5 protein-coding genes are annotated in these 14,950 nt (G+C 39.7%); 1 reads left to right on the forward strand and 4 read right to left on the reverse strand.

Features of this window, described 5'->3' with window-relative positions:
* Window positions 1-12 precede the first annotated feature (12 nt).
* From FZF08_RS23445 to FZF08_RS23460, 4 genes are all read right to left on the reverse strand, one after another.
* A complete protein-coding gene (locus FZF08_RS23445) occupies window positions 13-3,375 on the reverse strand; it encodes a VCBS repeat-containing protein (protein ID WP_159474275.1) in 3,363 nt (1,120 codons plus the stop codon).
* Between the two features lie 71 nt (window positions 3,376-3,446).
* The gene (locus tag FZF08_RS23450; protein WP_229216663.1) at window positions 3,447-6,680 is read right to left on the reverse strand and encodes a VCBS repeat-containing protein; all 3,234 of its coding nucleotides are present in this window, start codon (window positions 6,678-6,680) and stop codon (window positions 3,447-3,449) included.
* Between the two features lie 228 nt (window positions 6,681-6,908).
* Window positions 6,909-8,378, reverse strand: a complete 1,470-nt coding sequence (locus FZF08_RS23455; protein ID WP_159474281.1) for a RagB/SusD family nutrient uptake outer membrane protein — start codon at window positions 8,376-8,378, stop codon at window positions 6,909-6,911.
* Window positions 8,379-8,463: 85 nt separating this feature from the next.
* Window positions 8,464-11,541 carry a SusC/RagA family TonB-linked outer membrane protein gene (locus FZF08_RS23460; protein ID WP_159474284.1) on the reverse strand — a complete coding sequence of 1,026 codons (3,078 nt, stop codon included), beginning with the start codon at window positions 11,539-11,541 and terminating at the stop codon, window positions 8,464-8,466.
* 427 nt (window positions 11,542-11,968) lie between these two features.
* On the opposite strand from FZF08_RS23460, the gene FZF08_RS23465 reads away from it, so the two are divergent.
* Window positions 11,969-14,950: an FAD-binding and (Fe-S)-binding domain-containing protein gene (locus tag FZF08_RS23465; protein WP_159474287.1), complete on the forward strand. Its 2,982-nt coding sequence runs from the start codon at window positions 11,969-11,971 to the stop codon at window positions 14,948-14,950.

Here is a 14,950-nt window from a genome sequence, read left to right on the forward strand (position 1 = left end):
CCGGGCATCCGACTATTTACTTTTCAACGACATCGGCTTAATTATCGACAAAGGCATATTATTTCTGGCAACAAGCCACATCACCCCGCTTTTGGTTTGTATTGATTTTATATCCCTGATCTCGCCGTCCATTCTTAAACCGCTATCAATTGGAGAAACTGACTCGAAACTTCCCTTTCCTTTATTGATCAAAACCAAACCATAACTGGAATCATAACGCCCCTGATAAGTACTTACACCCCAATAATTTCCACCACCCAAAATATCCGGTTTCCCGTCGCCATTTACATCAGAAATCGCAAAAGTAAACAGTTTTGAAACCTGAGCTTCCCGTGGTAAATCATGTATTACAAACCCTCCCTCTTTATTTTCAAGATAAACTGATTCAAATTTGTCAACATCCAGAAGTTTGGCATCTTTTAATTCTTCCGTTTTGAAAATCTGATCGATGGTTTTCCCTGCATAAGACTTATAATCGGTAAACCGCTTATTAATGATCGAAGGAATTCGCTTTCCAAGTTCATCTTTAAAAGCGACGGGGAACCAGGATTCTCCTGCACTGTAAGCCAAAACTTGTTCAAGCCCAAGGTTATTATCAAAATCTTTCACCCACATTTTCAATTGTGAATCCGGGCGTTTCTGAAATTTATTGTTACTTCCAAGATTTCCAACAACCAGATCAATATCTCCGTCCTTATCAAAATCAGCCGCACTTACACATTGCCAAAAACCTGAGGGCGCAGTATACTTACTTGATTTATCCGATTTCAGCGTTCCCTTTTTATTCAGGAAAACAGTAACCGGCATCCAGTCACCTACCACAACCAAATCCTTTTGCTTATCTCCATCTATATCAACCCAAACAGCATCCGTAACCATCCCGATTTTTTTCAGCCCTGGTGCTAATTGATCCGTTTTATCAGAAAAATGACCTTTTCCGTCATTAATTAAAATATAAGAATTGGGAGACATTCCATATTGGAAACCAAGAACACGTCCACCTACAAATAGATCAAGATCTCCATCTCCATCAAGGTCCATAGGTTTAACACAACTTTTATTATCGAACATGGGCGGAAGAGCAGTGGCATCTCTTTTGAAATTTCCTTTTCCGTCATTGAAATAAATCCGGTCGAATTGTTGTGTCATTTTATCATAGAACTCATTTCCACCTGAAACGACGTACAGGTCATTAAAACCATCTTTATTTGCATCAAAAAATACGGCTTCAATATCTTCAAAAGTGGAATCTGTTCTGAAATCAGCTTGTGGACTTAACTGAAACCTGCCGTCCGATTTCTGCAAATAAAGAGATCCGATCTGCCATTTTGCTCCGCCCACATAAAAATCTTCCAAACCATCTCCATTTACATCTGCAACAGCGATTTTTGGCCCTTCGGAAGAAATCAGGAACGGCATCAAACTTTCACGGTAAAAATCAAAATAACGGTTTTCTTCGTGTTTGAAAGGTATTTTGTATTGTGCCGTAACATCTTCAAATAACTTTTGATCCGGTTTCCGCACGATCCATGGACCAATCGGCTCAGATAATTTCCCTGATCCGTCATATTTAATTTTAAGAAGCTGATTAGTTTTCACCTGTGTCAAAACCTGAACTTTCTGATTTGGCCAAACAACGATAAGGCTATCGAGTGTTTTTTCTTTTGCTGTGCCAAAATGGATCAAAGGTTCGCTGGATGATTCGAATCCTCTTGTAGTTGACAACTGCTGCATTTGCAGACCCGACTTTGTTTTGATCACCACTTTTGCCCCCATCGCAAAAGTATTACCAGGAAACCCTTCCAGTTTAATTCTCAAATAACCCGATTCGGGCTGCTTGTTTGCCTGGTTTTGGTAAAATGCCGACGGTTCATTTAAATTATTCGTTATTAGATCCAGATCGCCATCATTATCAAGATCAGCATAAGCGGCACCGTTTGAAATATTTGGTGCCGTGAATCCCCAATCCAGTGATTTATTCTGAAATTTCAAATCTTTCGTTCCTTTGAAAAGATAGTTGTGGACTTTTCCTTCCGGCATCATCGTCAATGCCTTTTTGTCTAGCTCAACCGAGGTTTCAACGGCATATCTTAAAGAATCGTCGGCAGCATATTTGGCATAATCCAGATTGTTAGGACGATGCGCAATTCCATTAGTGATAAATAAATCCTTGATGCCATCATTGTCGTAATCTGCCAGTAGCGGCGACCAGCTCCAATCCGTTGCTGCTACACCGGCCATGGCGCCAACTTCCATAAAACCCTTTCCGGACATATTGATCTGCAAACAGTTACGGCTCAACTGCGGCATATAACCGAAGGAAAGTTTATACAAATAAATATCCAGCGGATCTTCACCAATGGATGATTTTTCGATCGTCTCATCTTCCGGATACATATCCAGCGTCATAATATCCGGGAATCCGTCATTATTCACATCGGCAATGTCATTTCCCATGGAATAGCGACTTGTGTACCGAAACATTTCCGTGCTTTTATTGGTGAAAGTTCCATTTCCGTTGTTCATGTAGCAATAATCGTCTTCATGAAAATCGTTGGAAACGTAAATATCATCCCAGCCATCATTATTTAAATCCGCAACGGCAACACCCAATCCGTAACCCATTGCGGCGCCATAAATACCCGCTTTTTCACTTACATCTTTAAATTTTACAGGCTTTTTCGGATCTGCTTTCTGATCACTGATCTGGCTTTCGTACAAATAATCCCCGGCCTCATTATTACGTAAATGACGGGTACTGACACGATCATAACTACGGGAAGTATGGACGGCGTGATTTAACAAATAACAATCAAGATCTCCATCTTTATCATAATCAAGAAAAACGGCCTGGGTAGAAAAACCTGTAAAATCAAGACCGTAATCTGCTGCTTTTTCGGTAAAAGTTAAATCTCCATTATTGATGTATAACTCATTTGCACCTTCCATGCCACGAAAGTTCCCTACCGCAGAAACATAAATATCCAGTAATCCATCACCATTAATATCAGCCATGGTAACGCCAGTCTGCCAGTCTGAAAAACCCGCAACGCCTGCTTTTTCCGTGATATCTTCAAATTTAAAATTGCCTTTATTGAGATATAATTTATTTTTCCCTTGATTCGAAACAAAATATACATCAGCCAATCCGTCGTTATTAATATCACCCGTAGACACACCACCTCCATTATAAAAATAGAGATAGTCCATTAAATTAACCATTTCGTTATCAACTACCTTATTGATAAAATTAACCCCGGTTACGGTTGAATCTTTAATTTCAAACAATGCGTTTTCTTTACTTTTATTTTCGGATTTACATGACTGAAATACAATCATGGCCATCAGAATTACAATCAGATTTAAATTCTTCATTTCACTTCAAATACTAATTCCGGATAACTATTATTTCAATATCAGTCGTTGCTGACATTGTTGAGCCCTATTTATTTCTTCGTAACAGGTTTAAAAACCTGCGCTTTACTATTATTTTTCCCTAAAACAATTTGCCCTTGTTTTAACTGTTTCATTGTTCTTACCTGATCCTCAGCCCAAAACCCCGATTCCGAAGGAGATTTTACTTCAAAACCATTTTTCGTCCCACGAAGTACCAGACCTTTCATGGCATCATACCTTCCAATTTCCGGCAGTACATCGTAATAATTTCCGGAAACTATTAAATCCACCAGGCCATCATGGTCGTAATCCGTGGAAATAATACTGCTGATTGGCGAGAACTGTGCCTGTGTTGGCAAAGGAATAAAAGTGAATTTGCTGCCTTTTCCGTCATTTCGCAAAATCGCCGATTCAGCCGTAAACACTTTTTTCACCACCGCATCTTCAAGATCCTTTTTATCAATGACTTCATCAATCGTTTTTCCAGCGTACTGTTCATACTTTACAAATTTCTTTTTCAAGGAAGGCATAGCACGCAATAAATCCGGCTTCATGACCATAGGATATGAAACACCTGATTCGTCCGGGCACGTTATGATTTGTTTTACCACACCATTATGGTCAAAATCTTTGACATACATTTCTACCGGTGTTTTCTGACTGGCTTTTAAACGGGAATTCAGGCCAAGATTGCCCGCTATAATATCAAGATCTCCATCATTATCTATGTCAGAAATGTCAACAGTATTCCACCAGCCATTGGTTTTTTCAGTCTCATTCTGAGCATTTTTTATAATATCCTGCGATTGAAGTTCCAGCTTGTTCCTTTGGTTTTTGAAGATTGTAATTGGCATCCAGTCGCCAACAACGACCAATTCCGGATAAGAATCACCGTCGAGATCTGCCCAGGCAGCATCAGTAACCATTCCTAATTTATCAATCTGGGGAATATATCTTTTCGTATAATTCTTAAAAGAACCGGTTCCATCATTGGTTAGCAAATAACTTGCAGGATCGATTCCATACTGTCCAGACTTTAACCTTGAACCTATAAAAACGTCATTATCGCCATCTTTATCATAATCTCCAATCGCGATACAGGAGGCATTTATTTTCAGAGAAGGAAACCCAGTACCTTTTGCAAAACCGCCCTTTCCATCATTTAGGTATAGTTTTGGCAACAATATCACATCGTCGTCTTTAAATTCATTACTACCAGAAACGACCAGCAAATCCAGATCCTGATCATTATCAGCATCAAAAAATACTGCATCTGATGCTTCAAGTTCTTTTTCCTCCGCAAATATTCTTGGAGTTTGTTCAGTAAAGTTCCCATCCTTTTTCTGAATGAAAAGTTTTCCGCCCTGACCGATCGCACCTCCAATATATACGTCGTCCAGGCCATCCTTATTAATATCACCAACAGCCAATGCCGGACCAAACCTTGAATACATTTGTTTGATCAATGGATTTTGGTTGTAATCCACATAGTCAGCTTCCTTGTGGGTAAAATCTATTCCGCTGGCAGTTATCTCATTAAATTTAGCCTTCCCTTTTTCACTTTCCGCTTTCCAAGGTATTACTGCATCTTTCTGATTAATGATATACATGGAATCCGCAGCAACATTTTTCATCACAAACTCCCTATCATTTGGCCACAATACCGTTACAGAATCGATTTTTGAATTTTTTCCAAGTCCAAAAACCAGTCGTAAATCCACAGAAGATTCAAATCCACGGTTGGGCATTTGTTGAAGCAGTTGCGTTCTTTCTTTTTGGTGAACATAAATTTTAGTACCGATTGCGTCCAGATTCCCTTGCTCTCCTTTAAGTTTAAATTTTATGTAGTGAAAATCTTTCCGCTCGTTGGATTTATTTCTGTACATAAACAAAGGGCCATTAACATTATTTACAACCAGATCAAGGTCACCGTCATTGTCCAGATCCCCATAAGCAGCTCCGTTAGAGAATGAAGGCGTCGCAAGCCCCCAGTCGGCCGCTTTATTTGCAAAAGATAAATTCCCATTATTTTTAAAAGCATAATTGGCCAACGGTTCTGAAGGCATTTTATCAAGGAACATTTTATAATCAAATGTCCTTGTCCTGCTCACTTCCGCAATATTAGAAGGATCCGCCAGAAAGGATACAAAATCCTGATTTGTCAAATCCTTATTAATTGAATTGGCCACGAAAATATCTTTCTCGCCGTCAGAATCCATGTCAAAAATAAGTGCTCCCCAACTCCAGTCCGTCGCGTGTGTACCTGTAAAACGTGCAATTTCACTAAACCATGTTTTTCCATCCGGAGCTCCGGATTGGTTTAGCTGCAAGGTATTCTGCATAAGTTGGTAGTGAAAGTCTCTTGAAACTTTCAATTCCTGCAAGTCATGGCCTTCAAAAGTTGAGGTCAGTTTAAGCCTGCGATCCGTTGCAGGAAGCATATCTGTTACATAAATATCCAGTTTTCCGTCATTATTAATATCTGCAATATCTGCTCCCATGGAAGACAAACTGGTGTGCTGCATGGCAGACTTTATGGATTCAGTGAAAGTACCGTCGTGGTTGTTGATATATAAATAATCATGTTCATAAAAGTCGTTGGAAATATACATATCCAGCCAGTTATCATTATTAACATCACCGATTGTAATTCCCAGTCCAAAACCTATCAAACTGCCATATATACCAGCCGCCTCGCTTATATCTGTAAAATGTGCCCCGTCATTCCTGAACAATTTGTGACCGCCCTCTTTGTCACGCTGGCTGCGTAAATTGGCATAACCAAGACGACCAACCGGCGTAAAACTATTGTTCAGCAAAAACATGTCAAGATCACCATCTCTGTCAAAATCAAAAAATGCCGCATGTGTGGAATATCCCTGATCGTCAAGGCCATATTCTTTTGCCTTTTCAACAAATGTTCCGTTTCCTTTGTTGATGAATAATTCATTTGCCCGCTCTTCGGATTTCCCTGCATTGCAAACGTAAAGATCCAGCAAACCATCGCCATTTACATCCGCGAAAGTGGCACCTGTACTCCATGATTTCGTTCCTCCGACGCCAGCCTTATCGGTTATATCTTCAAACTTAAAGTTCCCTTTATTCAGGAAAAGCTTATTTCTTCCCTGATTTGCAATCAGATAAATATCGGGTAGGTTGTCATTATTAATATCACCAATAGCTACTCCACCGCCATTATAAAAATTGCGGTAATTGAAGATGTTGAATTCATCCGTGTTTGTAATGGTGTTTTCAAACGCAATGCCTGTCTCTTCGGCAGTCATCTCCTGAAACAAGTGATTTTCGTTATCTTCTTTTTTAGAGCAACCAAAAAAAATGAAAATACTTAAAACCCAAATTAGTTGTTTATAAAAACCTTTGATCATTAGCCTATATTCTATATTCATTAGTACAGTACATAATGTACCACAAATTTAAATTAAAACAGGAGTAAGCTTAACAAGCTCACTCCTGTTTTAATTACTTTAAGACTTTTACCTATTTAATCCTGATTAATACCCGGGATTTTGTTTCAAATTTGGATTTAATGAAAGCTGGGTAGAAGGAATCGGGAAGATGTTACGGAAAGCCGGCGAAGCTGGTTTAAACATCCAGGCTTTATTAAATTGACCAAAACGAATCAAATCCTGACGTCTAACATATTCCCATGCCATTTCCCAACCTCTTTCTGCAAGCATATCATCCAATGTTAGTTTTGTTACCGGAGCAGCGCCTGAACGAGCTCTTACAATATTTACATCTGTAATCGCAGCAGCTGTATTTCCCAAACGAAGGTTTGCTTCAGCACGCATCAGATACGTATCTCCAAGGCGGAACAGGACGAAATCGTTGTCCTGATCATTGGCTGCACCATTTCTCTGGATTTCATATTTCTGGCTTCTTGCTCCCGCCAAACGTGCGACAGGACCCGCCGGCATCTCAAATGCAGGAATTTCCGGTGTAAAAATAAATGGTTTTCCATCATCCGTAAGTGCCTTACCATCTGAGGAATATTGCTGCCCTACAATCCACATTTTCTTTCTTCCATCCGTTTCTGCAAACGAGTTATAAAATTCCGTTGCTGTACAGTATCCGTTCCATGGAGCCTGAGGAGTATTGTAAGTCAATTGACTCAAATAATGAAGTGTTCTCATGTTCATGTTAAAACCTCCTCTTTTCGAAGCGTCATAAGGAACTGAAAGGATATTTTCCTTGGAAGCCTGATTTTGCGTTGAAAAGTTACTGAAAAAGTCTGCGGATAATACATATTTCCCAGATGCGATAACCGTATCGCATTGTACTTTAGCATCTGCCCATCTTGCCGTTCCAGTGTAAACTTCCGAGTTCAGATAAAGCTTTGCCAAGATCATATTGGCAACATACTTATTAATACGTCCGTAATATGCTCCACCGGCTGTAGCACTAAGATTTGGATAAGATTCTTTTATTTCCTTTTCAATCCATGCAGCTGTTTCAGCACCTGTCTTTTGAGTTTGGGCATCTCCCCCTACTTTTTCAGCGATGATGATGTTTCTGAAATGATCCAGCAAGATATAATGATAATATGCTCTTAAAACACGTAACTCTGCCAATGTAGCAGGTTCAGTTACATTACCTAATTGCTGGTTAATAGATGTGATACTGTTATAACACCAGGTCCACATACCATTAAATTTATCATCATCTCCAAGCGGCGTCCAGTTGTGTTCTTTCAAACGTTTCCATGCATCACCATCTTTCCAGTCACCACCGCGTGTAGGAATTACCTGTTCGTCAGTAACTGTATTTAGTTCGGCATAACGTCCAAAATAATCTCCTAAAGAACTGTAAAGTGGCCCAAGTAACGCCGCTTGCTGAGCAGCTGTTGATCCAAACTGGTCTGTTGGAATTACGTCGTATGTAGTTTCGGTTAAATCAGTACAGGATTGACCCGCAAGCAAAAGTGCGGAGCCCAATAAAATATGTTTAATGTTTACTTTCATCTCTATGTGTATTTATTAGTCAGAGAAAATCTTGATAACAACTTATATGTATCAAAATCAGTTACCTCTATTATAATTTGTTATATCAGAATGTCAAATTTACACCTAATTGGAAAGAACGGGTTTTTGGATAAATACCACTCGCATCCAGTCCAAGACTATTTGGTGCCGAAGTACCCGTGTTAAAGTCTCCTTTTACTTCTAATTCAGGATCCACGCCTCGGTATTTCGTAATAATAAACAAGTTGTTTCCTCCCAGATATATTCTTGCATTAGTCAGATATTTGCTCTCAAGAGACAAGTTGTATCCGATTTGCCAGTTATCAAGCCGAACATAAGTTCCTTTTTCCAACCAGTAGCTGGACAAAGCGTTAGTACTGAAATTAGCAGGTAATTCACTAACACTTTTCAACATATTGGTTTCAAGAATTGAACCAGGAATTGAAAGGTTTGAGCGCAAGTTATTAAGGATTTTATTTCCAAAAACACCTCTTACCTGAAAGCTCATATCAAATTTATGGAAACGGAAACTGTTTACCCATGCACCAGTGATGTAAGGTTGTGGATTGTCTTTAAAATCTACCTGGGCATCAGCCGGGTTAGTTACTGGGGCTCCACCATCTTTTCCCTCAAGTAACATTTGTCCTTTGTCATCAAACCCAACAAATTTACCAACGTTATTAAAAGAACCCAAAGGCAATCCAGGAGTCAGTATTGAGGCAAAAACGTTCGAAAGACCTCTACCTCCAAATGCATTAAAACGAACGATACCCGAATCGAAATCATTGCTTTTCAGACTGATAATTGAGTTTTTGATGTAAGATCCAACAAGACGACTGGTCCAGTTAAAGTTATCTTTCTCAATAACGGCTCCACCGAAGGATAGTTCAATACCCTTGTTACGCATGGAACCAACGTTGGCCCAGATAAAGTTGGTAAAGTATTTAACCCCATCCGCAGGAACTGAATATTTGTAAAGCATATCTTCGGTTTTCTTATTGAACAAATCAATAGATCCCGTAAAACGACCTTTTACAAACTGGAAATCCAAACCAAGGTTCACTTGCTGTACCACTTCCCATTTCAAATTAGGGTTTGTGTTCTGAGTAATTGCGTAACCTGGAAGAAAGTTGTTGATACTACCATCATAGTACGAAGTTGTTGGGCCATAAAGCTGTAAAGACTGGTAAGGTACCAACCCTTCAGAATTACCGGTTTTACCCCAGCTTGCCCGTAATTTCAAATAGTTAAATGCATTTGATTTAGGGAAGAATGATTCGTCAGAAATTGTCCATCCCCCAGCAACCGAAGGGAATAAACCCCATTTGTTGTTAGCACCAAATTTCGAGCTACCATCATAACGTAGTGTACCTGTAAGGTTGTATTTCTCATTTACATTCAAAGTACCGCGTCCGAAGAAAGAAGCAAGCGTAGTTTTGTTTTTATAAGAACTAACGTAAGAAGTACTTGGTAGAATCAATGATCCTGCTCCAAGACCAAGATTGTTGTACCCAAGACCCGTTGCTACAAACTGAGTATTGTTTGCACCGAAACCATCATTGATAATATTCTGGTAAGAATAACCTCCCAATAATGAAAAATTACTCCCTTTATCCCCAAAACCTTTTGTATAGGTTGCTGTAAGTTCAAGAAGTTTGTCATTGATCGTTGCAAGAGCTCTTGAGGCCAATCCATTATTAATCTGGAATGCTTTCACTGATCTGTCTCTTGACTGGCTGTTGACCTCCTGATCATTTTTAATGGCGCCATTGACACCAAGCACAAAACCGCTGAACAATTCATACTTCATGTTCACGCCTCCAACCAATACATTTTTTTCACGTTTAAAAATTTCATTTTCCTGCATCGCTACGGGATTGTTCAAATCAAAGGCCCCTGGAATTTCATAGTTAGTTCCATCAGCGTTTTTAACAGGCAGCGTGGGAAGAAATAATGTTGCGTTGGCAAGAATACCATTATCAGTCAAATCTGAATTTGTATTGGTATAAGAAAGACTGTACTGGATATTCAAACGATTGTCCAATGCCTTCTGATCCAGGTTTATTCTACCAGTCATACGGTCGAAACCGGTGTTTTTGATAATACCGTTACGGTTGGTATAGTTGATAGATCCACGGTATGAGAATGTTGGAGAGCCTCCGGAAATCGCAAGATCATGACTGTTTGTAACACCTCTTCTTGAAATCTGATCCCACCAGTCGGTATTGTAATTATTACCGGCTGCATCTTTGGGAAAACGTTGATTGTCAGCAAGCGAAGCTTCTCCTTTAATACGTGTAACCTCAGAAATATAACCTGGACCATCAAGTAATTTCAAGTTATTTGAGATTACATCAACACCTACATAATTATTAAAAGTTACTGTCGCTTTACCTGATTTTCCACGTTTTGTTGTGATGATAATTACACCATTCGCAGCACGTGAACCGTAAATTGCAGAAGCCGAAGCATCTTTCAATACGTCCATTGATTCAATATCCGTGGGGGAAATTGTAGCAATCGGAACACCGATAATACCATCCACAACATACAAAGGATCGCTACCACCGGCCAAAGAAGTATAACCTCTCAAACGAACCGTCGGGCTTGTATTTGGATCACCATTAGGTTGTGTAATTGTCAAACCTGCAACCCGGCCCTGTATAGCCTGAAGTGGGTTTGGATTGATACCGGAGTTAAAATCCTTTGAAGTTACGGACTGAACAGATCCTGTTACGTCTTTTCTTTTAGCAGTTCCATATCCAACAACAACCACCTCATCCAATGCTTTAACGTCATCACTTAAAAGTACATCAATTTTAGACTGATTTCCAATAACAACTTCCTTGGATGTAAAACCGATGAAACTGAAAACGAGCGTTCCATTTTTTTCGGCGGAAATAGTATAATTTCCGTCCATATCTGAGTTTGCACCTTTCGTAGTTCCTTTTACTGTGATCGATACGCCCGGTAATCCGGCCCCTTTTAGATCCGTCACTTTTCCAGTAACAGGTACCTCCTGCGCATAAGCAGCATTGGCAATCGCCAACAGCATGAATACTAAACTTATTTGACAGCATTTAGCAGAAAAAGCTCTCCCTTCGGAGTAAAACGCTCTAAAACGACCAGACAATACCTGGCCACACATGGAAAATTTCATCATAGTTAGGTTAATTAAATAATTAAATGTTTCTGCCACTTTCCACCGCCTTATAAAATATCACTTTTGTTTTGATAAATATGTATAGAAAATGCAGTTATATACATAATTTCAGAACTAATAGGAATATTATATAAACAGTAACCGAAATTAATATAAATAGTTGAGATATTGCAACTGTAAGATGAATAGAATTTTTATTAATTAAATTTTAACCTCAAAAAGTTACTTATCAAATAATTCGTTGATGATTCAAAACAGCTAGGTACCTAAAAAATAAGATTTGAATATTTTAATTATAAACTGTAATTATCCTAAATTATTGCTTCCCCCGCTCTGATTCTTCCAAACCTTTCTCTAAAAATTTCACGATTACATCACTGCTAGTTCGTAACTTTGGTGGAGTTTATTTTCAGTACCCTTTTAGTTTATGGCACCGCATTCTTCCGTTGAAAATTCAGACCTACAATTATTAGCCGCCCAGCTTACCGGTGATTTATTTGATGACAATACCATGCGTACTTTGTATGCAACGGATGCATCCGCTTACCGAGAAATGCCGTTGGCTGTGGCTATTCCTAAAACACTCGATGATATTAAAAAACTGATTGCTTATGCAACCAGTCATAAAATTTCACTGGTTCCCAGAACTGCGGGTACTTCGTTGGCAGGTCAGGTGGTGGGAAGCGGTATCATTGTAGATACTTCGAAGCATTTTACCAAAATCCTGGAAATAAATGCAGCGGAACGGTATGTAAGAGTTGAGCCTGGTGTCGTCCGTGATGAATTGAATATGGCTTTAAAACCATACGGACTTTATTTCGGGCCTGAAACATCTACTGCAAACCGTGCCATGATCGGTGGAATGGTTGGAAATAATTCCTGCGGCTCCAATTCCGTAGTATATGGAAGTACGAGAGAACATTTACTGGAAGTAAAAGCAATTCTGGCGGACGGAAGTGAGGCCACATTTTCTACTGAAAGTATCGCTGACTTCAACAAAAAATTACCTAAAAACGGGGTCAATTCTCTAACAGATAAAATTTACGCCAAAACTTTTGAAATTTTATCAAATCCTGCAAACCAGGCTGAGATAAGAAAGGAATTTCCGAAGCGAAGCGTTGAAAGAAGAAATACAGGTTATGCGCTGGATATGCTTCTGGAAACTGAGCCTTTCACAGCAGTTTCAGAGCATAGTGATATGCCGGTTGCATTTAATATGTGTAAGCTTATTGCTGGTTCAGAAGGAACACTTTGTTTTTTGACAGAAATCAAATTAAACATTATTCCGCTTCCTCCTACTACACAAGGTTTGCTGTGCGCTCATTTTACCTCGATTGATGAAGCATTACGCGCTACAATTCTTGCATTAAAATATAAACCGCAGGCCGTTGAGCTTATCGACAATTATGTGCTGGAATGCTCCGCCATGAATAAGGAACAAAAGGCCAATGCATTTTTTGTTCAAAATACGGAAGCGGGAGAATATCCGGCTATTCTGGTTGTGGATCTTTCCAGAGAAACCAAAGAAGAAGTGGAGGCATTGGCAGAAGCTCTGAGAATTGATTTCATTAATGCCGGTATGGGGTATCATTATCCGCTTTTGTTTGGTGATGATACCAAAAAAATATGGACGCTTAGAAAAGCCGGATTAGGTTTGTTAAGCAATCTTCCGGGTGACGAAAAAGCGGTTGCTGTGATTGAAGATACCGCGGTGGATGTTTATGATCAGCCTCAATATATTATTGAATTTAATGACATCCTGAAAAAACATGGCATGTCTGCGGTTCATTATGCCCATGCTGGCTCAGGAGAATTGCACCTTCGGCCGATTATCAATTTAAAGACAAAAGAAGGCCATCAGCAATTCAGGACAATCGCGGAGGAAATTGCAACGCTGGTTAAAAAATTCCAGGGCTCACTTTCCGGTGAACATGGGGACGGACGTTTGCGGGGAGAATTTATTCCGCAAATGGTTGGACAGCATAACTATGAATTGTTCAAGGAAATAAAACGTACCTGGGATCCTCATAATATCCTGAATCCGGGCAAAATCGTCGATACTCCCCCAATGGACAGCTTTTTGCGCTATGAGGCAGATCATGTTGTGCCAGAATTCAAAACTTATTTCCGTTTTAAGGATCAGACTATTTTACAGCACGCCGAACAATGCAACGGATCGGGTGATTGCCGGAAAACTGAAATGAGCGGTGGCACGATGTGCCCAAGTTTTATGGCGACGCGGAATGAAAAAGATACAACGCGCGCAAGAGCCAACATTCTGCGGGAAATGCTTACAAATTCTCCCAAAGAAAACCGGTTTGACAATAAAGAAATCAAGGAAGTATATGATCTCTGTCTCGCCTGCAAAGGCTGTAAGGGAGAATGTCCTTCCAACGTGGATGTTGCCAAACTGAAAATGGAATTTCTTCAGCACTATCATGATGAGCATGGAGTACCGATGCGCTCATGGCTGGTTGGGAATTTTTCAAAACTGAATGGCCTGGCAAGTTATGTGCCATGGGCTTATAATTTGATTTATAAAAATGCCCCGCTTCGGAAAATTGCAAACAGTATTGTAGGTTTTCATCCTGAGCGTACGATGCCATTATTAAAAAATACGACGCTGCGTGCCTGGTATGATAAAAGAGCAAAAACCAAGAAACCTGCCAGTCCGTCTGCGCGTCAGGTTTATTTTTTCTGTGATGAGTTTACCAATTTTAATGATGTTGAAATTGGTATAAAAGCGATTATGGTTTTGGAAAAACTGGGCTACGAAGTAATCATTCCTAATCACGCAACATCCGGCCGGCCTCAGCTTTCAAAAGGATTGTTGAAAGACGCCAAGAAAATTGCCGAAGAAAACATCCGTTTGTTAAAAGATATTATTTCTCATGATACGCCATTAATCGGTATTGAGCCATCAGCAATCTTAACTTTCCGCGACGAATATCCTGATCTTGTTCGTGAGGATATGGTTGAAGATGCAAAAAAACTTGCGCTCAATGCTTTGCAGTTTGATGAATTTGTCTCAAGAGAAATTGAGTTGAAACATATTTCGAAAGACTCATTCAGTAAAGAAAAACGCGTGATAAAATTACACGGACATTGTCAGCAGAAGGCGATTTCCAGTATGATACCAACGAAAAGAATGCTTTCATTGCCGGAAAATTATTCCGTTCAGCTTATTCCTTCGGGATGTTGCGGGATGGCGGGATCTTTCGGGTATGAAAAGGAACATTATGATATTTCCATGCAAATCGGAGAATTGGTACTGTTCCCAACCGTTCGGAAACAGGCAGATGATGTGATTATCGCCGCGCCCGGAACGAGCTGCCGCCACCAGATCCATGATGGTACGGGACGCAAAGCGATGCATCCGGCAGAAATATTGTTTGAAGCGTTGGTTTAG

It is taken from the genome of Dyadobacter sp. 3J3 (assembly GCF_009801115.1).
Classification (GTDB): Bacteria; Bacteroidota; Bacteroidia; order Cytophagales; family Spirosomataceae; genus Dyadobacter.

Bases quoted from the DNA above. Each gene is read 5' to 3' on its own strand.
- FZF08_RS23465 (WP_159474287.1), top strand. From the start codon at position 11,969: ATGGCACCGCATTCTTCCGTTGAAAATTCAGACCTACAATTATTAGCC.
- FZF08_RS23460 (WP_159474284.1), bottom strand. From the start codon at position 11,541: ATGATGAAATTTTCCATGTGTGGCCAGGTATTGTCTGGTCGTTTTAGA.
- FZF08_RS23445 (WP_159474275.1), bottom strand. From the start codon at position 3,375: ATGAAGAATTTAAATCTGATTGTAATTCTGATGGCCATGATTGTATTT.
- FZF08_RS23450 (WP_229216663.1), bottom strand. From the start codon at position 6,680: ATGACTGCCGAAGAGACAGGCATTGCGTTTGAAAACACCATTACAAAC.
- FZF08_RS23455 (WP_159474281.1), bottom strand. From the start codon at position 8,378: ATGAAAGTAAACATTAAACATATTTTATTGGGCTCCGCACTTTTGCTT.